Origin of the sequence: Bacteroides sp. AF32-8BH, from assembly GCF_003435205.1 — a bacterium.
Lineage (GTDB): Bacteria > Bacteroidota > Bacteroidia > Bacteroidales > Bacteroidaceae > Bacteroides > Bacteroides ovatus.
The window spans coordinates 116590-141947 of the sequence record NZ_QVLZ01000015.1 but is presented as its reverse complement, the minus strand read 5'-3'; the positions used below and the strand labels follow the sequence as shown (position 1 = coordinate 141947).

22 protein-coding genes are annotated in these 25358 nt (G+C 41.6%); 2 read left to right on the top strand and 20 right to left on the bottom strand.

Annotated features, from left to right (window positions below; all coding sequences use genetic code 11):
* Positions 1-407 precede the first annotated feature (407 nt).
* From DWZ47_RS12600 to metK, 3 genes are all read right to left on the bottom strand, one after another.
* On the bottom strand, positions 408-779 hold the full coding sequence (locus DWZ47_RS12600; protein ID WP_117513338.1) for a DUF3244 domain-containing protein: 372 nt from the start codon (positions 777-779) through the stop codon (positions 408-410).
* A 126-nt stretch (positions 780-905) separates the two neighbouring features.
* Positions 906-2570, bottom strand: coding sequence for a tetratricopeptide repeat protein (locus tag DWZ47_RS12595; protein WP_117513336.1), 1665 nt, complete (start codon positions 2568-2570; stop codon positions 906-908).
* A 180-nt stretch (positions 2571-2750) separates the two neighbouring features.
* Complete coding sequence (gene metK / locus DWZ47_RS12590; RefSeq protein WP_004307795.1) at positions 2751-4043, bottom strand: methionine adenosyltransferase; 1293 nt, start codon at positions 4041-4043, stop codon at positions 2751-2753.
* Between the two features lie 230 nt (positions 4044-4273).
* Between metK and DWZ47_RS12585 the strand changes: the two genes are divergently transcribed.
* A complete protein-coding gene (locus DWZ47_RS12585) occupies positions 4274-4462 on the top strand; it encodes a hypothetical protein (protein WP_008023736.1) in 189 nt (62 codons plus the stop codon).
* Here the strand turns inward: DWZ47_RS12585 and folK are convergent.
* The 16 genes from folK to DWZ47_RS12505 form a co-directional block, all read right to left on the bottom strand.
* Positions 4437-4922: a 2-amino-4-hydroxy-6-hydroxymethyldihydropteridine diphosphokinase gene (gene folK / locus DWZ47_RS12580; RefSeq protein WP_117513334.1), complete on the bottom strand. Its 486-nt coding sequence runs from the start codon at positions 4920-4922 to the stop codon at positions 4437-4439. The two genes, DWZ47_RS12585 and folK, sit on opposite strands and share 26 nt — an antisense overlap.
* Positions 4922-5980, bottom strand: coding sequence for a tRNA preQ1(34) S-adenosylmethionine ribosyltransferase-isomerase QueA (gene queA, locus DWZ47_RS12575; protein ID WP_022198917.1), 1059 nt, complete (start codon positions 5978-5980; stop codon positions 4922-4924). The genes folK and queA overlap by 1 nt, the downstream gene beginning before the upstream one ends.
* A 17-nt stretch (positions 5981-5997) precedes the next feature.
* Complete coding sequence (gene truB, locus DWZ47_RS12570) at positions 5998-6720, bottom strand: tRNA pseudouridine(55) synthase TruB (RefSeq protein WP_004298886.1); 723 nt, start codon at positions 6718-6720, stop codon at positions 5998-6000.
* Positions 6720-7574, bottom strand: coding sequence for an undecaprenyl-diphosphate phosphatase (locus DWZ47_RS12565; RefSeq protein WP_004322592.1), 855 nt, complete (start codon positions 7572-7574; stop codon positions 6720-6722). The genes truB and DWZ47_RS12565 overlap by 1 nt, the downstream gene beginning before the upstream one ends.
* A gap of 2 nt (positions 7575-7576) precedes the next feature.
* Positions 7577-7819 carry a DUF3098 domain-containing protein gene (locus tag DWZ47_RS12560; protein ID WP_004298881.1) on the bottom strand — a complete coding sequence of 81 codons (243 nt, stop codon included), beginning with the start codon at positions 7817-7819 and terminating at the stop codon, positions 7577-7579.
* 113 nt (positions 7820-7932) lie between these two features.
* A complete protein-coding gene (locus DWZ47_RS12555; RefSeq protein WP_117513332.1) occupies positions 7933-8814 on the bottom strand; it encodes a cell division protein FtsX in 882 nt (293 codons plus the stop codon).
* Positions 8815-8817: 3 nt separating this feature from the next.
* Positions 8818-9717, bottom strand: coding sequence for a methyltransferase domain-containing protein (locus DWZ47_RS12550; protein ID WP_004313682.1), 900 nt, complete (start codon positions 9715-9717; stop codon positions 8818-8820).
* Between the two features lie 387 nt (positions 9718-10104).
* On the bottom strand, positions 10105-10434 hold the full coding sequence (locus DWZ47_RS12545; RefSeq protein ID WP_008646988.1) for a DUF6984 family protein: 330 nt from the start codon (positions 10432-10434) through the stop codon (positions 10105-10107).
* Between the two features lie 92 nt (positions 10435-10526).
* A complete protein-coding gene (locus DWZ47_RS12540) occupies positions 10527-10994 on the bottom strand; it encodes an Imm65 family immunity protein (protein ID WP_004307789.1) in 468 nt (155 codons plus the stop codon).
* A 559-nt stretch (positions 10995-11553) separates the two neighbouring features.
* Complete coding sequence (locus DWZ47_RS12530; RefSeq protein WP_233525042.1) at positions 11554-16509, bottom strand: RHS repeat domain-containing protein; 4956 nt, start codon at positions 16507-16509, stop codon at positions 11554-11556.
* 47 nt (positions 16510-16556) lie between these two features.
* Positions 16557-19712: a hypothetical protein gene (locus DWZ47_RS12525; protein ID WP_004307786.1), complete on the bottom strand. Its 3156-nt coding sequence runs from the start codon at positions 19710-19712 to the stop codon at positions 16557-16559.
* Positions 19713-19831: 119 nt separating this feature from the next.
* The gene (locus DWZ47_RS30430; protein WP_005681936.1) at positions 19832-19927 is read right to left on the bottom strand and encodes a smalltalk protein; all 96 of its coding nucleotides are present in this window, start codon (positions 19925-19927) and stop codon (positions 19832-19834) included.
* A 5-nt stretch (positions 19928-19932) separates the two neighbouring features.
* On the bottom strand, positions 19933-20469 hold the full coding sequence (locus DWZ47_RS12520) for an N-acetylmuramoyl-L-alanine amidase (protein ID WP_117513331.1): 537 nt from the start codon (positions 20467-20469) through the stop codon (positions 19933-19935).
* A 101-nt stretch (positions 20470-20570) separates the two neighbouring features.
* Complete coding sequence (locus DWZ47_RS12515; RefSeq protein WP_117513329.1) at positions 20571-21089, bottom strand: HU family DNA-binding protein; 519 nt, start codon at positions 21087-21089, stop codon at positions 20571-20573.
* A 204-nt stretch (positions 21090-21293) separates the two neighbouring features.
* Positions 21294-22163: a DUF4373 domain-containing protein gene (locus DWZ47_RS12510; protein ID WP_117513326.1), complete on the bottom strand. Its 870-nt coding sequence runs from the start codon at positions 22161-22163 to the stop codon at positions 21294-21296.
* A 21-nt stretch (positions 22164-22184) separates the two neighbouring features.
* Positions 22185-22586 carry a hypothetical protein gene (locus DWZ47_RS12505; protein ID WP_004302867.1) on the bottom strand — a complete coding sequence of 134 codons (402 nt, stop codon included), beginning with the start codon at positions 22584-22586 and terminating at the stop codon, positions 22185-22187.
* Between the two features lie 482 nt (positions 22587-23068).
* Here DWZ47_RS12505 and DWZ47_RS12500 point away from each other — a divergent pair, with 482 nt between their 5' ends.
* Positions 23069-23782 (top strand): S24 family peptidase, encoded by a 714-nt coding sequence (locus DWZ47_RS12500; RefSeq protein ID WP_008775392.1) that lies wholly within the window; start codon positions 23069-23071, stop codon positions 23780-23782.
* Positions 23783-23963: 181 nt separating this feature from the next.
* Here the strand turns inward: DWZ47_RS12500 and miaB are convergent, their stop codons facing one another.
* Positions 23964-25346: a tRNA (N6-isopentenyl adenosine(37)-C2)-methylthiotransferase MiaB gene (gene miaB / locus DWZ47_RS12495; RefSeq protein WP_117513324.1), complete on the bottom strand. Its 1383-nt coding sequence runs from the start codon at positions 25344-25346 to the stop codon at positions 23964-23966.
* Between the last annotated feature and the right edge of the window lie 12 nt (positions 25347-25358).

Here is a 25358-nt window from a genome sequence, read left to right as displayed (position 1 = left end):
AGCAGAACTGTAAAATATAAAAGAGGTTGTGCCAACGTTTTGACACAACCTCGCTTTTCTCACAGAGAATACATCTATCACAGATTTCTCATCTACTAACAGGTGTATCACATTGTTGCTGAATGAACTTCATTATCCGAACTATAAAATCGTTCGAACACCCTACCAGTAGTATTTCAGCACACAACTAAAAAAAGTGATTTTAATTTTACGTTTCAATATACCTTAATGGACCTTTCACAAGGCTTATTAAGCCCACGAATAAAAGTTAACCGATTCTTTCCCCTTTCGGTCATCTAAATCGTCATTTCAGCAATGCGCCATATATTTCAGCAGCGGGGCTTCAACAGTTAATGATTTAGGTATATCATCTTATGTTAGTTGCAAATAATATATATTCCAAAGATTTAATCTAATTCAAAATCTCCGATAAAGGCTTCCTTCGGAAGTTGTATCTCCAAAGTATATTTACCTTTTTCCTCACCTGCAAGATCAATATAGACCTTATCTACATTTAAATCAGTAGATGTATAAACCACCTCTTCTGTTTCTGCATCTTTTATAATGACTGTCACAGTAGGAACAGTAGAAAGAAAGTCAATAGACAATAATGAGTTTTCAATAAAAGCTTCAGGAGTAACAGGAATAGACCGATGTTGCACCTTAGTTTTATTTTTCAATCTAATTTCACGCGCAGATATCATTTCATCTGCAAAGGAAAACATACTCACTTGAAGTAAAACAGCCAACAATAAAAAAGGTAAGAATTTAGCTTTCATAATAAATGGGTTTAAAATTTCGCTTCAAAAATACACAGATGAAGCAAAAGAAACGATTTTTATGTGGTAACAATGGTAACAGACATTCATTTAAAGATAAAACAAACAAAGAAACCACACCATATTTCACTGATTATCAACACCAAATACACGTTCAAAAATTTGTACATCCATTTTATTCTTTATGCGATTTTTACGTGTTTTAAGAGCATCTGACGTAGCATCCATTAACTCCATCATTACAGTTTTTGAACAACAAAGCAATGAAAGAACACAAAAAAACACATCATCACCAGTTAGAGCAGGATAACGTTCTTTTAAATTCACCATCACATCAACAAATGCATTAGAAATATCAGAACGTATTTCCTTCCTCAAGCTACGCATCACCAATAACTGTTTAGGAGTTGCTCTCTCCAACGCTTCCAATTGATCGTAACAATCAGTTGTCTTAAGTACAGATATACATAATTGAATCTGTTGTTCGGTCAATTCCGATCTTTTCTTATCTATATGTTCTTTATTAGATTCAGAAACCTCTTCTTCTTTTAACAGCATAGTATCCACTCGTTTTTGGGTCAATTCATGTTGTAGAGCTATATAATGCTTTTTCCTTTTTCTGTCGTTCCACATAAAACAGAAAACACATATAATCATTAAAGAAGAAAATGCAGTAATCAAACTAAAAATTAGCGTTCTAGTATGCTCTGACAATAACCTTTTATGCTCTTCCAGTTGATGTTTATCCATAAGGCGGTTTAGTTCCTCATTATCAGTCATAATCTGCATAGAATCATAAAGTATCTTATAAGCGTCCACATTCTCTGTTGTAGTTTTCCACTCTCCTTTTTTCTTCGCTATCTGATACATACCATCATAACAAACGGCCTTTCCATAAATATCAAGCTGGTCCATGTTCTTACTAAAAAAATAACTGGCAGAATCTAGTTTATTCAGATTCAACATAATTTGAGCCTTTGACAAACAAGTATTAATAGCATCCTGCCCCTGTAATAGAATTGCTTTCGACACAAATTTATCCGCTTGCACATAATCTTTTTTCTCATTATAGACCATTGCTAAATCGTGATAAAGAGCTCCTATCAAACTAGAATCTTGATCTACCAATGCACAATCAAGAGCTTGTTGATAATAATATAATGCACTATCCTTTTCATTTTGCAACAAAAACACACGCGCAATCCCTCTCATCGGATATATCTGTTCATTTTTGCCTTTCAATATATGATAAGCCGCACGATAGTTTTCTATTGCTACATTATACAAACGATCTTCTTCATAACATTCTGCAAGATTATCATATATCATTGCTAAAAATTCATCCTCAACAGGCATCAGTCGAATAGCTGCCAAATACTCCTCGACAGCAAAAGAAATACATTTCATATCCCAATAGGTAGCTCCCAAATAATAATGAGCTTTTGCAGCACGTACACTTTTCTTCTTATCACCATAGTATTCAACAGCCGTTTTTATCAGCGAGTCATCTCCTAAAGCAATATAATTTTTATGCCTTGCTTGCGTAAGCAATAGCGCATAAAGTGCTCTGTCAGCACGTGGTAATTTCTGTGGGGAGGAAATTGATTCCAAAATGGATAATGCACTATCAGGATATATTTCCATCAATGAGTCAGCAGATAGTAGCAATGGACTCTTCACCGAAGAAGAGCAGGAAGATAGAGAGACAGACATCAGAATGCTACCTACGCTGACAAGTAAACTAAAGAACAACAATAAATAGCGTTTAGGATAACAACATCTTGTTTTCATTAGGCAGTCCGTTTATTTACAGGTCAAAAGTAGCAAATTCCGGCAAAAGAAGTTTAATATCCAAAAGATATTTATTTAAATATAACTTATTTAAAATCAAGAGCCACAACCTCATATCCTACTAGAAGGAGTTGAGATTGTGGCTCTTATCGAATGAGCTAAGCTCGCTTTCAGACTGTTTTACAGACCAAAAGCAGCTTTAATTTTATCTACGTAGTCGAGTTTCTCCCATGTAAAGAGTTCCACTTCCACTGTTTTATCTCCTTCGTAACGAGAAGAAAACTTCTTCGTTATCACTTGCGGTTCACGTCCCATGTGACCATAAGCGGCTGTTTCCTGATAAATAGGATTACGAAGTTTCAGACGTTCTTCGATTGCTTTCGGGCGAAGATCGAACAACTGATCGATAACGCGGGCAATCTCACCATCCGTCATGTTAACGTGGGAACGGCCATAAGTATCTACAAAAATATTGATCGGACGAGCCACACCGATAGCATAGCTCACCTGTACAAGCATTTCATCTGCTACACCTGCCGCAACCATATTCTTTGCGATATGGCGTGCTGCATAAGCTGCACTACGGTCTACCTTGCTAGGATCTTTTCCGGAGAAAGCACCACCACCGTGAGCACCTTTACCACCATAAGTATCAACGATAATCTTACGACCTGTCAAACCGGTATCTCCGTGAGGACCACCAATTACAAACTTGCCCGTAGGATTCACATGATAAATGATTTTATCATTAAACAGTGCCAACACTTTATCGTGATGGATAGAAGCAATGACACGAGGCATCAGAATTTCAATCACATCACGGCGGATGATAGACAGCATTTCTTCGTCAGCTTTCAGCTGGGCGGCTTGAGAATCATCTTCCGGTTGGATAAAGTCATCATGTTGCGTAGAAACAACGATTGTATCGATGCGAACAGGAGCTCCGTTGTCATCATATTCGATAGTAACCTGGCTTTTGGCATCGGGGCGGAGATAAGTCATCACCTTTCCTTCACGACGAATGTCCGCCAGCACTTGCAGAATGCGGTGTGCCAGATCAAGAGAAAGCGGCATGTAATTTTCCGTTTCATTGGTAGCATAACCAAACATCATACCCTGGTCGCCTGCACCCTGTTCCATCGGGTCCTGACGCTCTACACCACGGTTGATATCGGGGCTTTGCTCATGAATAGCAGAAAGCACACCACAAGAGTTACTTTCGAACATGTACTCTCCTTTGGTATAACCGATTTTCTTAATCACTTCACGTGCGATGAGTTGGAGATCAACGTACGCTTTTGTTTTCACTTCACCCGCTAGCACCACTTGTCCGGTAGTCACTAGTGTTTCGCAAGCTACTTTCGAACTGGGGTCGTAAGCCAACAGTTTGTCAAGCACAGCATCCGATATTTGATCGGCTACCTTGTCGGGGTGTCCTTCTGACACCGATTCGGATGTAAATAAGTATCCCATCTTTTTAAATTAAGAATTAAAAATTGAAAATTAAAAAATGAGAGAGAGTAGGAGAGGCGAGTGCTGCAAAGGATAAACCGAAAGGCGTCAATCAGACGTGTTTTAGCATTTTTTTCCGTGGTTGCAAGCTACTCAAATCTGTCCACACTTTCATTTCGGTTGCAAAGATAAAGAGATTTCGGAGATAATGAGTATCTTTGCCACGTATTTAACACATAAATAGATTTATAATGATTCTAAATAAGAAATTAAAAACGCTTTTGGTCTTGGCGCTCTATGTCGGATTCACGATTGCTATTTACGCCATTGTCTGCCATTTCATTGACAAGCCGTTTCAGGAGATCCATTTGCTGTATGCAGTACTAATAGGATGTATCGCCTATTTGCCGGTGTTTATTGCGGAGAAAAAGAAGAAGTAAGCTCTTTCATCGTTTTTCCGAGTACCGGATGAACTAATCCGGGAGCAATTTCCGCTAGTGGTTTCATAACGAAGTCGCGTTCTGCCATCAACGGATGGGGGAGGGTTAACTCTACTCCGGAAGCAGAAATCACAGAAAGCACTAAATCCTCATAAAGTAACAGGTCAATATCAATCAGGCGGTCGCTATACATTCTGTTAACGGACTTTTGGGTACGCCCCAATTCTTTTTCAATCATTTGCGTCTCTTGCAATACCTCCAATGGAGATAATTTTGTCTCCACACAAGCCGCCGCATTCAGGAAACTGTTATCGGAAGAAAATCCCCAAGGAGCAGTAACGTAAAAAGCAGACAGGGAAACAATTTTCCCTACCTGCTCTTCTATTTTTTGCACGGCATCCCGAAGATTTTGTTCTTTATCCCCAAGATTAGTGCCGAGTCCCAGATAAACTTTTGCCATTATTTGTCCAAAATCAGCATTGCATCTCCATACGTGCCGAAACGGTAACCTTCTTTCAATGCTACATGATAAGCATCCATCACCTGGTCATAACCACCAAAAGCAGCTACAATCATCAGCAAGGTAGAAAGTGGCATGTGGAAATTGGAAATCATTGAATTGGCTACGGTAAATTCATACGGAGGGAAGATAAACTTGTTCGTCCATCCTTCAAATTCCTTGAGATGTCCGTCAGTGCTGACTGCGCTTTCAATAGCACGCATCACTGTCGTACCTACCGCACATACATTTCTACCGTTATCTTTGGCACGATTCACGGTTTTCACCGCCATTTCGTTTACAAACATTTGTTCCGAATCCATCTTATGCTTCGTCAAGTCCTCTACGTCGATGTCGCGGAAGTTACCCAGACCAGCGTGCAAAGTGATATATGCAAAGTCCACACCTTTGATTTCCAGACGTTTCATCAACTCACGACTGAAGTGCAAACTAGCAGTCGGAGCAGTCACCGCACCCTCGTTCTTTGCAAAAATAGACTGGAAGCGTTCAGCATCTTCCGGTTCTACGGGACGGTTGATAATAGAGTGGGGGAGTGGAGTTTCACCCAGAGAATACAGTGCCTTTTTGAACTCGTCATGAGGTCCGTCGTAAAGAAAACGGAGCGTACGTCCGCGAGAAGTGGTGTTATCAATCACTTCAGCCACCATTGAATCGTCCGGCCCGAAATACAGTTTGTTACCGATACGGATCTTACGTGCCGGATCAACCAATACGTCCCACAAACGAAGCTCTTCATTCAACTCACGCAACAAGAATACTTCGATACGAGCACCTGTCTTTTCCTTGTTACCATACAAACGGGCAGGAAACACCTTCGTATCGTTGAATATAAACACATCCTTATCATCAAAGTAGTTCAATACATCTTTGAACATCTTGTGCTCAATCTTACCTGTATTACGATGCAATACCATCAAACGCGACTCATCTCTATATTTCATAGGATGTAGAGCGATCTTATCCTCGGGTAACTTAAATTTGAATTGTGATAATTTCATATCTATTCCTTATTACGTTAATTATTTTCTTCCTCATTTTCTATTTCCTGCCCGTCGATCCACTCTTTAAAGTGTTCGGGGTTCAGACAGTCTTCCAACCGGACATCACCTACACGGGTACGGATCAATCCTGTCAGGTGAGCTCCGCTATGGAGTGCTTCGCCGATGTCGCGGGCCAGGGCACGGATATAGGTCCCTTTGCTGCATACGACACGGATTTGAATCATCGGTTCCGGATCATCCAGGCGACATTCCAGCAATTCAATCTCGTCGATAACAAGCTGTTTTGCTTTTAGTTCGACTTCCTCTCCTTTCCGGGCCAGTTCGTAAGCACGCTTGCCGTCTACCATACAGGCAGAGAAGGCAGGGGGGACCTGATCGATGGCACCGATAAAGTGCGTCAGCACTTCTTCCACCAGTTCCCTTGTGATATGCTCGGTAGGGTAGGTGGCATCTATTTCATGTTCCAAATCGTATGACGGGGTAGTAGCGCCCAAGCGCAACGTTGCTACGTACTCCTTCGTATGATATTGAAACTCTTCTATTCGTTTGGTTGCCTTGCCTGTACATACAATCATCACCCCTGTTGCAAGAGGGTCCAGTGTTCCGGCATGCCCGACTTTTAGTTTTTTCACTCCGATCCGACGGCAAATATGATAGCGGGCGTGCCCTACTACTTTAAATGAAGTCCATCCGAAAGGTTTATTGAAAAACAGTACTTCTCCCTTTTTAAAATTCATCAGCCAATTTCTAAGTTGTATCCAAGCAGCAGCATTACCAGAATGGTTCCGCCAACAATAATTCTATACCAGCCAAACGCCTTAAAGCCATATTTCGTAACAAAGCTAATAAAGAACTTGATAGCCAGCAAAGCAACGACAAAAGCCACCACATTACCGATAATAAGTGCCGGCATGTTGTTGACAAGAATCTCGGTGCCACCATCCAGGAAGAGTTTCAACACCTTGTAACCGGTTGCCGCAAACATAGTTGGCACGGCAAGAAAGAATGAAAATTCGGCAGCATCCTTACGAGTCAGCTTCTGGGCCATACCTCCGACAATGGTAGCCATCGAACGGGATACTCCCGGTATCATAGCAATACACTGAAACAAACCGATATTGAATGCCTTTTTTTCAGTCAGCACCGTATCTTCGCTTCCTTTCGAAAAGATCTTATCGCAGAACAACATGAATATACCACCGATCACCAACATCACTGCCACTATTGCTACACTCTCCAGCATCTCGTCTATCTTATCGCTGAACAGGAATCCCAAAATGGCGGCAGGAATAAAAGCTACCAGTAATTTCCAGTAGAAATCAAATTTATGCAGAAAACACTTCAAAGCGGAAGCTCCCGCAGGAGCCGGCGTATGGTTCAACCGGAAAAAACGCTTCCAATAAAGACAAACCACTGAAAGAATCGCGCCAAACTGAATAATTACAGTAAATGCTTTTACAAATTCTGTACTTTCTACTCCTAATATGTTTTGTGTAATAATCATGTGTCCTGTAGAAGAAACCGGTAGAAACTCTGTCAACCCTTCTACAATAGCAATAATAATCGTCTCAAATGTTGTTAAATCCCCCATCTTTATTCTTCTGTTTTTTGTGTTTTAGGTTTGCGTAATACAGCGTAAATCATAGACAAGAAGCCAAACAGGCAAACGACTGGCGCTACCTTGATTCTGCGTACACTGAAAATATCGGGTTCAAAAGAGGTTTCGGACGATGTAGGTCCCGTCATCAATAGAAAGCCGATAATAACAATCGCCATCCCTATCGCGAGCAAGATAAAGTTCACTTTATCAAAGGCAAATTTCTGCTTGTCAGACATAGTTTATTTAATTACAAATTACTAATTTCAATCATTCCCTTAATCTATCAGTCGGTTGTTACGGATGCTAATCACACGCAAACACAGGTTTGCCGTCAGCCATTCGCCATCCGCTAAATATAGTACAGGCTGTTTGCTTTCATTCTCAAGTATTTATTCATGGAGAAATAGGCGCATAGCCACGTTATTACAATTCCAAACGCCAATACGCTTGCACAGACTATCAACATGACTTCAGGCGTGATGACCTGAAGCAATTCCTGTTCGTACGTCACGGCCCAATAAGCGGTCCCCATCAATATGGAATCGGCAACGATGGCTGCCAATATCCCGCTCCATACATTCTTTCGAAGGAATGGCCCCCGGATGAATCCCCAACTCGCTCCTACCAACTTCATGGTGTGAATGAGGAAGCGTTTGGAGTAAATAGCCAGTCTTATGGTATTGTTTATCAGGGCAAAAGAGATAAAAGTAAGCACTACCGCCAAGGCAAGCAGTACCAGACTGATATTTCGTATGTTATCATTCACGGCGTCAATTAACTCCTTTCGATAGAGCACATCTTGTATGTTGGTGTTCTTTTTAATCATTTTCTCTATCTTCGCAATGCTGTCGGAGTTTGCATAGTCGGAATGGAGTTTGATTTCAATGGAAGCGGTAAAAGGGTTATAGCCCAAGAATTCTTCCGGATCGGTTCCCATTGCTTCCGTCTGTTCTTTCAGTGCTTGTTTTTTAGAGATATATTCGGATTGTTTCACGAAAGGTTCCTGATTCAGCTTCTTCTGAAGTTTCAGTATATCCGCTTCTTTCATGTCGTCACTGATAAGAACGGAGAAACTGATATTCTCGCGGACATATACGGAAAGATTGTGTGCTGTCAATACGAAGAAGACAACCAGTCCCAGCAACAGCAACACTAATGTCGTACTGATACTCGACGTGATGAACTGCATGTCGAAAATCGAACCTGACTTATATTTGTTTTGATTTCCCATGCGTTATCTTTTTTTTCGGAATACATAAATCATTGAACTACTGCGTTCTTTCCGTCCCAAAGCATTGAACCAGGCCAACGTCCCGGCAAACATCCCTTTCAGGAAACTGCATGAACTGCCACGATGTTTCTCGCTCAACATGGATACGTAGAATGCATCGAACGGCATCGGATGACGCGCCGCCATAATAAAGCCATGACGGGAAGCCAATTGTTGTATAGTGCCCGGAGTAAAATGCCAGAGATGACGGGGAACGTCGTATGCCGCCCAATACTCGCCATAACGTTGAGCATCATAAGAAGAGCAGTTGGGTACAGCTACAATCAATACTCCTTTTTCTGTCAGCAACTCATGAAGTCGCTGCCACACCTCATCAAGGTGTTCCAAATGTTCCATCACATGCCAAAGAGTGATAACATCAAAGCTGCCGGGAGCAAACTCTTTCAAAGCCGATTCGGGCTTTACGTCCAGATCGAAATGCAACTTCGCAAACTCACGTGCCTGCGGACTTTTCTCCACCGCCTCCACTTTCCATCCCCGGCGAACCATCGCATCAGAAAAGTAACCGGTTCCCGTACCTATATCGAGCAAACGCCCTGTTTTACGATGCGCTTCCTTAGCTACCAGGCGCGCTTTGCGGCCCAGCATATAGGAACGTACATAATGGTAGATATTATTCATCGCGCCTTTGCGCGTATCAGTGTGAGAGATATAGTCGGGAGTCTCATAATACTTGCCTATCTCTGCTTCCACGGGGACTCCTTGTGTGAATGTAAATCCACAGTCCTCACACGAATACAGTTCAAACTGTTCGCCCGAAGCATAAAAATCCGTACAAGTCATGACGCGTTTCAAGTGCGCACCGCCACACACCGGACAAGCATTTATACTGAGTTTCTCCATTAACTATCTAAGCAAAATTAAGTGCTGCCTCGAATGACAAGACAACACTATACCCGAATTTGGTGCAAAGAAACAAATAAAAAGTGATGGATTGGGGTTTCGTTAAGGACTTTTAATAGATAAACCAATTAAGACATCAGTATCTACAATTAGGCTAGCTGAAATATCAAGTACATATTCTGTATGCGTAGACATGTTGCTAGGCAAATTTAATCTATTATATTGAGAAAGCAACCTTTCATTTCCGCATTTATAAAAAGATACCCTGACACAGAATATTTTCTAATTCCATATCAGGGTAAGACACTCTGTTTTATCGAACAATAATATAAAAAACTACCCTGACACTTAAGAATATTTCTATAACATGTCAAGGTAGTAATCGAGCTATAAATCAGGGAGTTTTACAAGTTTTTCAAAATTAGTTTTCCATATATCAAGTTCAAATAGAACTCCATCAACATCCACATTTAAGGATGCAATAACCTCAACTCCATCAATATCTGTAAATTGAAATTCACTAATTTGTCTACCCAATTTCCTACTTTCATTTATTTTCCCCTGTGGAAACAAATACAAACTACCCATTTCCCCATCATCCATTGGACATACTAATAAGCCATTCTTCCAATCTTCAGACATTTCTAAAGATGACTTATGAACAAGTAATTCAATAAGTTGTTCCTCTTGCTTAGTCGGTATTCTATAAAATTTCATGTATTCTTCCTATATTAAATGTTCCATCAGAAAGTTTAAAAGCTGTATACTGTATATTTCGACCACCTATTCTAATAATCTGATTGAAAGGTCTACCAAAGTTGCGGATATTCAAAAAGAAAAGCCGATGATAATACCTTTTTTACCAAAGTTGACCCATTTTCATATTTTCGAAGAGCCAATACCCACCCATCGTCCAAATGGAGATTCTCATGAAAATTAGAATCTGCCACAATTCCTTTTTCAAACAATTCAGTTCGCGACATTTCCTGCTCATCTAATTCTATAAAACAAAGATATTTCCCTTTATAGGTCATCACTTTAGAAGGTAACTCTGCACCATCCGAACCTGGAGAATCCGCCCCTTTAATACTATAAATAATGCTGGAATTATTTGATAATACTTCATTTATTTCAATATATGGAGTTTGTAGATATCCACTATCTATCAATACTTTAACTTGTTCTGCCACTCGTTGATGTATCTCCACTGGCGAAAAAGAGGGGGAAACACATCCTCCCAATAAAATAAATAAGATAACATAAACCAAGTTTTTCATAAGTATATTATTAATATTTTACATATCGTACTAAATCTGTATTACCCAATATTCGAATAGATTTTACCCGACTTTGATTTTTAGTATATTCGTACAACATTCCTTTTCTATCTTTCTTTAGTCCATTATCTTTTAGATAAACTGCATTTCTGCGCTGGGTAGGAGATAGTGCTAAATTACAATGGAATTTGCCTGTAATATTTCGAAATTAATAAAGAGTTACTGTTTGCACAATCAAAATCTATCCAAATAGTTTTTTGTAAAAAATAAAAAAATCGCTGTTCTATCAATACATTATTTAGCTTTGCAGAAACTTTATAAAAGCCAATTTTCATATTTCTTTTTTCTAACAATCTTGGAAGTTCATAAGCCTTTATAAAACCACTATATATTATTTTATCATTCAATGAAATAATAGTATTAATATCTTGGCTATTTTCATACGAGTTCCCTACAAAGATCAATGTAGATCTAGATGCAAAACAAACAATACATACACATAATAACATCAGCCCGACTGTTACCATTAATACTTTTCTATTTTTCAAATTCATTTATATCATCTCCATTTAAGACCTAAACTATAGACATCAACAATATTATTATCATAGTGAACATATGGATAAGGTATTTTTCTATTCATATAATTCAAGGAATTACTACCTCTATTTATATTATATTGTTGTTGCAGCATAACTTTTCTTTGTGTTGAATTACTATTGTGAAAAACACCTCCTTGTTTCATTATATTAAATGGATTCTTTGAATGTAGCAATCCGGCTGCATGTCCAAATTCATGAGTTGCAGTAAAGGTGTTATTGTGAGACAGATTATTAGACAATAAATTATTATTCGCAAAATCCCTTGACGCCAAAGTCATTACTTTTCCACCAGACATACTTGTAACTCCACGAGCCCCTTCACCATCACTATCCGCCAATACAAATAAATGGTCTGCACTTTCAACATCCTTCATAGAAGTTACCACTTTGAGATCCATATCAACCTTTAAATTATAAGTTTTGCCATCACTCCATTCAAATTCTCCTTCATAAGTACTTTTTATATCAGAAACTATATCTTTGGCAGCTCTCTTCATATTTATATTATCACTTGAATTATTGAATATTTTGGCAGTTACATGCATAGTCACAATATTGTCATTTAAAGTATACCAAATACTATCTCCGTTTATATCTATATTATTCACTGGATTATTTGCTCCATATTGATAAGGAGATAGAGAAACATACTTTTCTAAAAATCTATCAGTCTTCATAAATCTTCCCAATGTTGCATCATACATTCTTGCCCCATAATCATACCAATCCAATCCACCTTTCTGATCCAACTCTTTACCATTATACTTATATGGCTGAACGTTATTACATCCATTAGACATTAAACCACCAAAAGGATAATAATCATTCACTTCATCAACATTACCGGCCTCGTCAGTAACAACCCTTACATTACCTTGATGATCTTTCAGATAGAAATGAAACTTATTATCTTGGAAACTATAATATCCCGCCTCATTCAAGAGCATCTTCAAACTGCCATTCTCATAGATCGCATTACCACAATAAACGGTGGACGTGACGTTATTGTTTATAGTATGCGTGGTACGGACTTTCCTGCCGTCTGCAGCATATTCATATTCAATACTACTTCCATCAGCAAAGCTAATGTGACTAGGCAAATTTAAGATATTATATTGAATTTCAGAAATTTTTTTGTTCAAATCTTTAGCCAGATTGCCATTTTTATCATATTCATACTCTACCGTTTCATTGACATTATCCTTAAACTCCATACCGTTACCAAATACAGAGTTGGTGGCATTGTCATAAACCGACTGTAATTGATTGCCATGGTAGATCAAATTCAGATTATCAACCAAACCATAAGAATCCGTACCCGTTTGACCGTATCTAAGCAGCCCCAAGATATTACCCATTTTGTCATAGCCGGTTATCTGTTCGTTGAAACGGTTACGGTTCTGTTTTAAGTTAGTACCTTCTCCATAAATAGCATCTTTCAAACGGGAAAGACCGTCATAAGTGAAACTGTAACCCTTTTCTTGCGGATCAATAACTGTAGCCATACCATTTTCGCCACTACGCCAACACATGCGGCTGATATTACCATTATAACAGGGAGTAGTCCCCTCTAGCGTTTCCTGATAGTTAAGCGTTTGGTTAAACAAAGGACCATTAATGCCTTTTATCCACGAACGAAGATTATATGCATAGTCGGTTCGTAACTCATATACACCATTACGTTTATCTGTTTTCAAACGACCTATCTCATCATACACATTGTCTACTAAAACAATAGGAGTATTATCATTCAACTGATAGCTAGTCTTCAATAGACGGTTGGCATGGTCATACGTATGCCGGTGCAATTCTACGGTTGGTCCAGTACCAGGAAATGTATGTATACGTTTTTCTTCCAAGGGATTTCCCGAGAAATTATAAGCTGTATGGACAATCTCCGTACCACCCAACTCATTATTACCCCTTTGCTGGATTATCCGGTAACGGTCGTCATAATACATTACCGAATACGTAAAAGTACCCGGACGGGCAGAGAGGAGCGATGTCCAAACCCCGGTCAGCTGCCCTTTACAACCGCCTGCATTCCGCTTGCCATAGCCTGTTTCCTCTACGTAAACAGTGGTCATGTCATTGGGAATGCCGTTCTTGCCCAAAAACTCATAATGGTCGTAATAGTTGGCAGAAAGGAGGCTCGGAGAATTTAAGGTTACACCTTTCAATTGATAGCCTTTCAACCCGTTCTCTTCATTTGCCCAATCGACATACACGACGATAGTATCTAAAGGATTGGAAGCATAATCCAACGTATTCGCACAAACTCCGGTCAATACTGTCCGACCGAAAGCATCAGGAATACTGAAACTCCACTCGTTCCGCTCACGCTGTTCGCCGTCTTGAGTAAAGACAGGATGATCGGCAGCGTCATAAACGGTATAAACAGGATCGCATCCTGGAAGTTTCTTGTAAATACAGCGGTTATACTTATCGTAATGATAAATATAGGCATATTGCTGAAGAACGGGAGCCGTTTCAGACCATTCTCCTTCATCGAAAAAATAATCGGCTGCCATCGGAGGCAACATCATACACAGGTTGCCATAGTTATCATAAACATGGTACGTATCATAAGATATTTGATTATCATCAGACTGACGAACGAGAACTATGCGACCGGCCTTGTCTTTAAATTCATAACTCACATGATTGTCTTCGTCTATCGTACGAACCACTTCCAATGTTCCGGCATCATATTCACCCGCACAGACCAAACTGTCATTCTTTATCCTATAACGGCACACGATAAAGCAACTGTCTACCCGATCAACTGCGTTTTTACGTTCTATATTGGTCAACACGTCTGTTTTGACCGGATGATTCTGCCAAGCAACTCCGGGACCATACTTCTTGACAATTCGGTTCAATGAAGAACTATCGTATTCAGGATAGCTGAAGGGAGAGCTATCTTTCTCGTAATAGCTTGCTTTACAAACGGCCTCACTGACTTCTGCGGATGGAAGAAAAGCACCGCCACCAGTCGATTCTGCTACCGGAAGCCAAAGTTTAGATTCGCGGTTGATTCCGTCATACTCCTGCAATGTGAGCAGGTCGGTTTTATAAGGAGTGAAGCCATGAGATATATGAAGTGAAGGATTCCCGAAATGGTCAAAATACTGTATCTCGCGAAGATAATCACAGGTGTGCAATTGGGAGAGATCATCTGTGGAGACAGTGGGAGTCAGAGTAATCACACAGGGCTGCCCCTCGGTCGTACACAAAGCATCACTAAAGTTCGGTGCCTCTATCGTCGTCGTGATCCGTCCGTTATCGACACTGCCTTCCGAAACAACATAATAGGTGCCTGAAGGAAGTTTCTTGACCTCAATGCGGGCATGTTTCTCATTCTCACACTGACCTTCTCCCGCATAATCGTCATTGCTGTAAAGGAGCTCACCGGCTCCATTCAAGATGCTCATATAAGTATCTTCCAGTTCCGAACCACAGTGACTAAACACCACATCCATCTCCTTTTGCAATACCAACTTATAAAAAACGTCATTCGCAGGTCTTGCCGGATAAGCATCCGTATAGTCTACAGAGGTATCTCGGGTATCGGAAAAGAAGAGTCCCGCCTTATATGTTCCAGCGTCGATAGCAAGTGCTTTTGTGTCTCCCGTTTGTGCAAGAAGTCGCCCGTTTATGGACAGGGAAATGTTGCCGTTCTTTTCCGCGTCGGTCACAATATAGTAGACGCCCGGGAGCAACACGGGTATATGAATACGGGCACTTTTGGCATTTGCACAAGCTCCGTCACCATCCGAATCGTCATTGAAATACAGCAACTTCTGCGTTTGGGAAAACACTTTCAAATAGGTGTCCGCAACTTCCGAACCGCAATTATCAACGGTCAGTTCCATCGGATTTTCAATCTCCAACCGATAGAAAACTTCATTGCCGGCTTTCTCCGGAAAATTGCCGGACATGAGTTCCGAGTTCTGAACATCTGTATATTGAAAGCTGTCCGCCCGGCTACCTATATCAATAGGACGAGAAAAACTGACTCCGGGAGCATACGTACGCCCACTCAAGTTCATTCTATAATACACGGCCCAAATAGGCGTGTCAGCATAAACATAAATATAATAGGTGCCCGCTCCCAAATCATACACATTCAGCTCGTAGTCTGTACCAAGCTTTTGCGTGCGGATGGGAACAACAGGATCATGCAAAGCTGAAAGAAGGTGAACACTGTAAGAATCCCCTTCCCAAGGACATTCAGTTCCATCATCATCCAGGCAAATCTCCATCGGTTCTGTCAGGGTGAAGCGATAAACTACATCATGCCGAGAATAATTATCCCAATAGTTATCACTGGCATTATAATCACATTGATAATCTATCGTATTTGCAGAATCAGCCAATGCAAAATTCTCACCAAATGTCCCCAACTCAAACGGATTGTAAAAATCTTCACCCAATTCACGAGGGGTTGTCTTTACATAAATAGTAACATCTTCCGCATCCACCGGTTTATACCCTTCATAGATGTTAGGTTTAGCAACCAGATAGTACACGCCAGGCAGCAAACCATATCCATAATCTCCCCATGCTTCCTCCACATAAATCGTACGACTCAAGAGGATGCCCGAAGAATTGAGCAAGAAAACAGTACCACTATCAGTGATACTGGGTTTTGCACTGGCTCTAATCTTCATAGGCTGCGTCACTGTTAGTTTGTAAAAAATATCCTTGGATATAAACACCCTCGTATCATCCATATCGGTCGGAGGTATAAATCCACAGTTAAAATTAGCTGTACTTTGGGTATCTTCATAAGTAAACGGTTCCGAATAGGTACCAATGTCAATAGCTGTTGCCATTCGTTCTTCCAAAGACTGTCCCCACGAATAGACAGAGCAGAATAACAAGAAAAATAAACATATATAAGTTTTCATAAAAAATCAATTTCATTATCAAGTTAAACCATTCATTGAATTACTTATCATTTACCAAAATGATAAATATACTGTTGAAGCATTACCTTACGGGCGTCCGCATCCAGATAATAACTATCTGTCAGCCGACTATAATTATCATATTCAAATTTCGTTATGACATTATTGGGATCGGTAATGGAAACAACTCCCTGCAAAGGGACATATTCATAGGTGGTAACCCGCGTATTACCGGGAAGTCTCTCACGAAGAGAGTTTATCTTATCCCATATCTCTTCAGTAGGTACGGCAAGTGAGGCCCAATCACCGAAAACGTCTTCGATGTCTCCATCATAACCAAGCGCCACACTCACCTGCTGCCGGGTAGCATTCTCTATCTTGGCTATAGGATAGCGGTTGCGATATCCCCAAATGAAGAGAACAGGCGTATCGTCTTTTGCCATAATTTCGCATACATTACTATTACTGTCATACGATTGGTAAACGACTTCATCACGAAAGTCCGCCATTCGGTCAGTTTTAAATTGCACCCTCACCGGGAGGCAGGTGCCGGACTTAAACAAGATCCTCTTTTCCGTGCATTGCTCGTCTTCGACGTGTTTATGCAAAGAGAGTATGGCAGGATAACCATCCAGATAAGTATAATGATCCGAGAATTGTACGCCGTCACTGTTTGTAAAGTCCACCCTACGTGGCTTCAACGAAGAACCTGGATTGGAGAGATGGCGGTCGTCATACGCATATTGCTTTTCCGTCGACATTACCCGTTGTCTCCCGTTCACTTTGCAATAATATTGTGTCGTTTCTTTATCAAGTGCCCAATACGTTTCACAATCCAAATAATAAGTAGTCCTCATATTCGTAGCAGAATGGGTATTGTCATTGTCAGCCACAAATACCGGCTTGCCAAGCAGGCTATTCGGTTTTTTCATGTACAAATCAACATCCACTATCAGCTTCCGGACAGGAAGATCCACAGGAATATTATACGGGCCCGCGATTACTTTTTTATATTCGTATCGGGTAGATGACACTAGCTCTTGCCCGTCGAAACGGTCTATACCCATAAGAGCCCCATTTCTCTGATTGGTCTCAAAATAGCCTGTAACAAAATCATCAGAAGGTTCATAAGGATGTCCGGGAAGCATCCGCCCAAGTCGATTCAATACGCTTTCCGGTTGATTCAACATAAACTCCCGGACAGAAGCGGATGTATTCTCCCCACTTTCCCAATGCAGAACGTCCTCAAAAGCATGTGCATCCACATCATAGTAATAGACGGTCTTTTGTGAAATGCCTCCTCCCAATATCTCTTCACTGACAATATTGTACATTACCGGACTTCCGTTACGAAAGGTAATATTAGAGACAGGCATCGAATGATAGACTGTCAAATATTCGTTCCAAAGGCTTTGCCCGTCGTCCATTACTTGCGTTACCGTAGAACAATAATCACGCTCTGTAACTATGTGTTTAATAGCACCGCCGCCCCAAACGGATTCATACTTCTCATTATTGATAACCGTCAGGCCATATCTATAATTCTTACAGAGCCTTTTCCTTGTCTTCGGATCATAGGTTTCTATACTCTTCACCCGCAATCCGCCAACCGGATAGAGGTAGTCTCGATACTCCGGCTGTTGGCTATTGTCACGAAACGCGCCGTAATTGCCTTCGTAAGAGAAAGAGGTTTCAATACCTTGCGGATCTGTTATCCGGTCAAGAATACCCACAATGTTACCAGACGCTTCACGGTCTATTCCGACTGCATTCTCAAATAATACAGTGTCTTTTCTTCCCGTGTTATTGGTATCCGGTAAAGGTATTCTTTTCGAAAAGTTCGGCACTGTCAACTTACTACCATTAGCACTCGCTTCCGAACCGTTCATAAATCCCCAATGATCTACAGCCTTCGTATAGATGGAAGGAACGCTGTTTACACCCACATACCTGAATGAATAAGTTTGCGATTCTACACCGGGAGCGGAGATACGTACAGAATCAAGTTTAGTCAAAGAGGTTTTTCCATTATAGGGAGTTACATAAAAGTTAATGGTACGCACCAGTTCTCCATTCTCATCCGTCACTTGCATTTTATCTAATACACTTGTATTGTTAGGCACTTCACCTACTGCTTTATAACTGACAGACAATCTGTTTCCCATAAAATTCACCTGTGCCAATCGGGTAGTACTCATCCTACCCTCCGCACAGTAACTACCTGACGGGTAACTCATATTCGCTACATAGCTCGAAACGCTCTCTTTATTGGCATTGGGCAAGGAGGAAGAACCTGACGATCTGCCTGCCGTAATTTGATAATAGTTATTGCCACCGCTTTTTTGTTCCATCAGATACAATTTGGGACTCCCGTCTTTATCCCTTTCATCAAAGACCAGCCTGTCATTCAAATTATAATAAGCACTAGGTTCCCATTGATTCTGAAGGGTTTGATACTGAAAACTAACCAATGTAGGATGTGGATAACGGGCTGAACAAATAGAGGTACACATCCAGCGGGTAATAATATCATTCATCGTCTCGTGTACGCCATTGAACAGATATTTGACTCCATTTCCATCTGTTATATTCATATCACTTTCAGCATACCTTACCACATCGCTGTTATGAGGCACAGTAATAAGAGGGGAAGACCTGTCTGAAAAATATCCGCTTCCACCGCCACCCGGCAACTTATAAGTGAACTTATCCGGACGCGTATCCCGTTTATTATCTACCATCTCCCCATAATAAATCAATCGGTCTCTTTCATCACCGGGGACTGTATTTTGAGAAAAATATCGATCAAACCATCCATAATAGTCATTGTCTGCTACCCCGATCACCTGGCGGGCTATAGACGGTTCGAGATTCAATGTCCATCCTGCTCCCGCATATCCGCTTCCTTCTTTGGGCTTAAGCCCCGAAGCATGATAAGACAAAGTAACAGGTATGGTAACCTCCCCTGCAACTATATCATACAAGGGAATTGTTATGTCAGGCACTCCTGTGCAATGATCTATAGGATAAGACTGATATTTCACCATAGCCGTAGCCGTTGGGGAAAGTGGTACAAGTCGTGGAACATCCAGCTTTATTCCATCTTCACTCTGCCCCTTAGCAGATAAAACCGCGAAAAAGGCTGATAATATAAGAAACAGCCTCTTTAGTATTATTTTTTTATTCGTATATAGATTATTCATAACTCGTTTTTTCTATTATTTATCAATAAAATAGTTTAGTCAATACAAAATGAATTAGCAGAGTCCTTCCATTTCACACAATCATGATCTATGGAAGGACTACTACTTAATTTTCTGCTTTACAAATTCATCGCATTAGCGCCCAAAACGCCTGCCAAAGCCGAAGCCACTGCGATAACCACCTTCAGGATCATATCCCATACTGATTTCTTCATTGCCATCATTTACCTCCTTTCTGTTCTTTAATGTGTTGTGTTACTCTGTGTTTCTCCGTACTTCCAGTCTCATCAGTTCTATCGGCAAATGCTCCGAGCTCATTGAATTCCTTTGCCACCTCAAAGCACGGGCACTGTTTAATCCATTCTTCCGGTTCTATCTCACCGTTTCCGTTCAAGTCCGGTGAAAGATCCCGGTGTCCGCATACCCGGCAGCCAGGGAATTTCTCCTGTAGTTGCCCAACGAGTTGCCGGAGCGTAGCCCGTTGTGCCGGAGTCCGGGTATCTGCCGGGCGTCCCCGGCAGTCCAGACCACCTTCATAGCAGATACCTATTGAATGAGCGTTGAAACCTTTTGCATGTGCGCCGATACGTTCAAGCGGACGGGTGAGGTGCACTGTTCCATCCTTGCGGATGTAGTAGTGATAGCCTGTTCCGTTGAATCCACGCCGCCGGTGTAACCAGTCCAAATCTTCCGGAGAAAGTGTACAATCCTCCCTCGTGGCGCTGCAATGCACCACAATCAAGTTGATAATCCTCATGTTAGTGGATGATTTCTAGTTTAGTTAAAAGTCAAATGTTTAGTTAAGCCTACGAAATTTGTCGTTTACATTTTGTGTACTACTCACTGCCGTGACGTCATTTATGCAGCCGGATCGGGCGCTTCTCCGCCTCCTTCATTACCGCCTCCACCGGGCCTGTCGCTTCCACCGGAGTTGCCACCTCCTGCACTACCTGCATCGGAAACAAGTTTATCATAACGGGCACACTTCGCACCGGTCACCATCGAACGGGTAGCGGTAGTGCGGTCATGATTCTTAGTCGTTGTCGGTTGGAAGCGGACGGTAAGCGTAGCCTGTGCAGCCGACACTTCGTCAGAAGTTTCCACACCTTTGCCACGAGCCACCATCACCATACGGAAGGTACCAAGACCGTCCACGCTTACGCTTTCCGAAGATTGCAAGTGTTGCCCCATCACCGTCACCAGGTTGTCGAGTGTGTTTTTTACGTCACCCGGAGAGAGGGAAGAGTAGGCTGCTATTTCTTTCGAAAGTTGTGCGGAATCCACGTTTCCCGAACGTACAACTCGGGGATAGAAGAGTTTTTTACCGCTTTTTTTGTCTTCCAGAGTTGACTGGAAGGGTTTGTACAATACTGGCATAATTGTAATAGTTTTTAGTCGTTAATAATTCTAGTTTGTCTGTGTCTTTAAGCTTATCGACAATGCAAATATAAGACCTTATTTCTGTCTGTGCAAGAGATTTTAAAAGTGTGCGTTAATAAATTCGTTAATATGAAAAATTGTTACTATACCACTAATTTACAATACATTACACAACATAATAGCATCATATTCCTCATTAATTCAGTTATTCAGGACACTCAACAAATAATGACCGGGCAGTTTGATCTTTCCGGCACTTGCCCGAATGACACCGAAACCCTTCCAAACCTTACCACCGATTTCTCCGTAATTACTTTTCAGTACGATTGCATACTGTTCGGAGGGAGGAATATGATAAAGGCGAAGGTTATCCAACAGTCCGGAAAGGTTGCGCGGGTGTCCGTCAGCAGGAGCTTGCATCCGGTCAATATCCGACTGTGTCAGTTCACGTTTCTTCTTTGCCGGTTTTCTGTTAGAAAAATCTCCTCCTTCTTCTTCCTCATCCCCTCCTTTGGGCAAAGGAGGGTTAGGGAGGATATTTTCTTTCCTTTCTTTTTCTTTTCTTTTTATGAGACTGCTTTTTGTTGCAGTATCCGGGGATTCTGTTACAGTATCGAGGGTTTGCGTTACAATATCCGGGGTTTCTGCAACAGCATCCGGAAGGATGGAGTGTACGGTTTCCTCATCCGGCAGCAGACAGTAGTCCGGAGAAATATGACGGCGGCTGCGGCGTTTAGTGATAAAAAGGAACTGCCGCTGAATGTCGGCGGAAGTCAGGATGCCGTAACGTTCGTAGAGAGAGGAATCGAAGAAACCGTACTCCACAAATAGACGAAGCACCCGGCGGACACTATCGTTATCCGTGCTGAAGAGCTGGTCGGAGAGTTCGTCATAGAAGTCATCATCGACATGAATATAATAACCCTCGCCCGAATATAGATAAGACAGGGTATAGAGCAGGATCGTGAAGGCGGAATCGCCTTCACGCTTCATCACACGGCGTACGACACGGTCGTGCATAAAATCGGTATTCAAAGGGAAATAGTCAAGCCCTTGTTTTATTCGTCCCATGATATAAATTGTTTTTATAAATCAGTCTGCCAATTCTAATTTTGATCCTGATTTTGATTCTAATTCCAATTCAAAGACTGATTCGGATTGGAATTCAGAACCTGATTCGGATTCAAATTCCGATTCACGGACTTTCCGCCTTTTCCGTTCAATGCTGGCAGCTACGGTTTCAAGGGCATGCAGAATAAGTTCCCGCCGCAACGTGGGATCTTCTGTAGAGGTAATTACCGGATAACTGCTTTCCCTGTTGCATGCCAGGGAGCGTTTCTCGTTCTTCCGGTGGTTCCGGCTGACAGTTTTACGACATTCCTTACAGTAGTTGCCGGGAAGACCGGTTTTCTTATTGATATAAAAGGCACTTGCCGGAAGAGAGCGTTTGCAACATCCGCAAACGCACAGTGTTTGTACTTTTGAGCTTTTCATTTTGTTATCCAATTATAAATTATAAATGCTAGTTTTTATCAGTCAGGTCTGTAATCATTCAAATACGGAGTATTCGTATACAATATGTTATCCTTTTGTTATCCTATTGCCAGGTATTAACATCTGGCGTTTCAGATATTAATGGTTAGAGAAATAGCTATTAACACTTGAGAGAATAGCTGTTAACAGGTATCAGTAAGCTTTCCGCAGGTGGCGGATGAGAAAATTTCAAGTTTTTTGTGTTTTTCTTGAAGTATTGCATGGCATATCCGTTTTTAATTTATATTTTTGAAACGTTTTCTATTAATCAATGAGACAAAGATAGAATATTTTTCATAAATAAAATAGCAATTTTCAATATTAAATCTCAACTATTTCACAAATCATTGATTATAAACATATAGTAAACATATTTTTGAGGCAGCCATTTTTATAGCTGTCATTTGTAAATCCGAGATTAGTCTTTTAAATAAAAAAACAGAATGGATACAAATTTGGATGTATTAGGTATCATCAAGCGTGCCAAACAGGCATTGAACTTAAAGAGAGACAGCGAACTAGCTGAATACCTGGAAGTTTCGAGAGCAACAGTTACCAATTGGGGAGCACGAAACAGTATTGATTTCCGTCTGCTGCTTGACAAATTCGGAGACAAGGTGGACTATAACTGGCTATTATTGGGAAAAGGAAATCCGAAACATCAGCCGAGATTTTGCCAAAGCGAGCTGGTACAGGGAGAAGTCGAAATTATACACAATCCGAAAACGCCCGAACCAATAGACGACCGTAGCGTGACATTATACGATATTACGGCGGCGGCGAACCTGAAAACATTATTCACCAACAAACAGCAATATGCACTGGGGAAGATATGGATTCCCAATATTTCCGTCTGCGACGGGGCGGTCTACGTCAACGGAGACAGCATGTATCCCATACTGAAATCGGGAGATATTATCGGATACAAGGAAATTAGCAGTTTCGACAACGTGATTTACGGGGAAATATACCTGGTGTCGTTTATGATTGACGGAGACGAGTATCTGGCGGTGAAGTACGTGAATCGTTCGGAAAAAGAAGGGTATCTCAAGCTCGTGAGCTATAATACTCATCATGAGCCGATGGATATTCCATTCGCGTCCATCAATGCGATGGCGATTGTGAAGTTCTCCATCAGAAGGCACATGATGATGTAAGTCTCACCATAGAGAGAGCACGCAAGATATGAAGAATATGGAGAGTGCAGAAAACACGAAGGACACAGAGCTTTTCTCTAACTCTGTGCCCTTCGCATCCTCTACAGTGAGAAGTATATTAAATGGAATAGTCTATGCTAATCCACGCAACACTTGTTCGGTCCTAAAATTCTGCAACAAACTAATCCGCAGCAACCTCTTCCCCTTTCAGCGTAGCCGAGCTGGCCTCCGTGACACGCACGTTGACGAAATCACCGACACGGTGCGTACCTCTGTCGAACACCACCACACGGTTCTGCTCCGTACGACCGAACAGCTGGTCGCGCGAACGCTTGGAAACACCTTCCACAAGCACCTCATACGTTTTACCGATGCAACGCTGGTTGGATTCGGCAGACAGACGGTTCTGCAAAGCGATAATCTCGTTCAGGCGACGGACTTTCACCTCTTCGGGCACATTATCTTCGAGATGCTTGGACGCATACGTTCCCGGACGTTCGGAATATTTAAACATGAAAGCAGCATCATATCCACATTCTTCCATCAGCGAAAGTGACAAGGCATGATCCTCTTCCGTTTCAGAATGAAAACCGGAGAAAATATCGGTAGTCAGTCCGCAATCGGGGATGACACGTTTGATAGCTGCCACCCGGTCCAGATACCACTCACGGGTATACTTACGGTTCATCAGTTTCAGAATACGCGAACTGCCGCTCTGCACAGGCAGATGGATATGTTTACACACATTCGGAACTTGCGCAATCACTTCCAGCGTTTCATCACTCATATCCTTCGGATGGGAAGTCGTGAAACGAATACGCACTCCCGGAGCAGCCTCGGCCACTGTTCGGAGCAACATCGGGAAAGTAACCACTTCGCCTGTCGGTCTTTCAAAACGGTAAGAGTTGACGTTCTGCCCCAACAGGGTGACTTCCTTATAGCCTTTCGCCACGAGGTCTGCTACTTCATTCAGGATGCTTTCTACGTCACGGCTGCGCTCGCGTCCACGAGTATAGGGCACGATACAATAGGTGCAGAAGTTATTGCAGCCACGCATGATGGATACAAAACCCGAAATATGATTGCCGCAGATACGCGACGGAATCACATCCCGATAAGTCTCGGTAGTAGATAGTTCCACATTGATTGCTTTTTCACCGGTTTCTACGGCCGCAATCAGGTCGGGCAACGTCAGGTAAGCATCCGGCCCCACAACGAGGTCTACATGATGATTCGTTATCAGATCATCCTTTACCCGTTCGGCCATACAGCCCAGTACACCTACAATCAGATGCTTTTTCTTTTTCTTCAGCGAGTGGAAAAACTCCAGGCGATTCAGAATCTTCTGCTCCGCATTGTCGCGGATGGAACAGGTATTCATAAACACGGCATCGGCTTCCTCCAGCGTTTCGGCTACGGAATAACCCGCCATTTGCATCACCGAGGCAATCACCTCACTGTCGGCTACGTTCATCTGGCAGCCATAGGTTTCGATAAACAACTTTTTGTTGTCATCCTTCATTTCAGTTGCGGATTTAAAGTCCGCTCCCGTTAATTCGTTCATACTCAAATCTTA

Coding starts and splice junctions, on each gene's coding strand:
- DWZ47_RS12540 (WP_004307789.1), bottom strand. CDS start 10,994: ATGAAAAACTTGGTTTATGTTATCTTATTTATTTTATTGGGAGGATGT.
- DWZ47_RS12520 (WP_117513331.1), bottom strand. CDS start 20,469: ATGAGGATTATCAACTTGATTGTGGTGCATTGCAGCGCCACGAGGGAG.
- DWZ47_RS12565 (WP_004322592.1), bottom strand. CDS start 7,574: ATGGGGGATTTAACAACATTTGAGACGATTATTATTGCTATTGTAGAA.
- DWZ47_RS12545 (WP_008646988.1), bottom strand. CDS start 10,434: ATGAAATTTTATAGAATACCGACTAAGCAAGAGGAACAACTTATTGAA.
- DWZ47_RS12595 (WP_117513336.1), bottom strand. CDS start 2,570: ATGAAAACAAGATGTTGTTATCCTAAACGCTATTTATTGTTGTTCTTT.
- queA (WP_022198917.1), bottom strand. CDS start 5,980: ATGAAATTATCACAATTCAAATTTAAGTTACCCGAGGATAAGATCGCT.
- DWZ47_RS12525 (WP_004307786.1), bottom strand. CDS start 19,712: ATGAATAATCTATATACGAATAAAAAAATAATACTAAAGAGGCTGTTT.
- DWZ47_RS12555 (WP_117513332.1), bottom strand. CDS start 8,814: ATGGGAAATCAAAACAAATATAAGTCAGGTTCGATTTTCGACATGCAG.
- DWZ47_RS30430 (WP_005681936.1), bottom strand. CDS start 19,927: ATGAAGAAATCAGTATGGGATATGATCCTGAAGGTGGTTATCGCAGTG.
- DWZ47_RS12510 (WP_117513326.1), bottom strand. CDS start 22,163: ATGGGACGAATAAAACAAGGGCTTGACTATTTCCCTTTGAATACCGAT.
- miaB (WP_117513324.1), bottom strand. CDS start 25,346: ATGAACGAATTAACGGGAGCGGACTTTAAATCCGCAACTGAAATGAAG.
- DWZ47_RS12505 (WP_004302867.1), bottom strand. CDS start 22,586: ATGAAAAGCTCAAAAGTACAAACACTGTGCGTTTGCGGATGTTGCAAA.
- DWZ47_RS12585 (WP_008023736.1), top strand. CDS start 4,274: ATGATTCTAAATAAGAAATTAAAAACGCTTTTGGTCTTGGCGCTCTAT.
- truB (WP_004298886.1), bottom strand. CDS start 6,720: ATGAATTTTAAAAAGGGAGAAGTACTGTTTTTCAATAAACCTTTCGGA.
- DWZ47_RS12600 (WP_117513338.1), bottom strand. CDS start 779: ATGAAAGCTAAATTCTTACCTTTTTTATTGTTGGCTGTTTTACTTCAA.
- DWZ47_RS12515 (WP_117513329.1), bottom strand. CDS start 21,089: ATGCCAGTATTGTACAAACCCTTCCAGTCAACTCTGGAAGACAAAAAA.
- DWZ47_RS12550 (WP_004313682.1), bottom strand. CDS start 9,717: ATGGAGAAACTCAGTATAAATGCTTGTCCGGTGTGTGGCGGTGCGCAC.
- DWZ47_RS12560 (WP_004298881.1), bottom strand. CDS start 7,819: ATGTCTGACAAGCAGAAATTTGCCTTTGATAAAGTGAACTTTATCTTG.
- DWZ47_RS12530 (WP_233525042.1), bottom strand. CDS start 16,509: ATGAAAACTTATATATGTTTATTTTTCTTGTTATTCTGCTCTGTCTAT.
- folK (WP_117513334.1), bottom strand. CDS start 4,922: ATGGCAAAAGTTTATCTGGGACTCGGCACTAATCTTGGGGATAAAGAA.
- DWZ47_RS12500 (WP_008775392.1), top strand. CDS start 23,069: ATGGATACAAATTTGGATGTATTAGGTATCATCAAGCGTGCCAAACAG.
- metK (WP_004307795.1), bottom strand. CDS start 4,043: ATGGGATACTTATTTACATCCGAATCGGTGTCAGAAGGACACCCCGAC.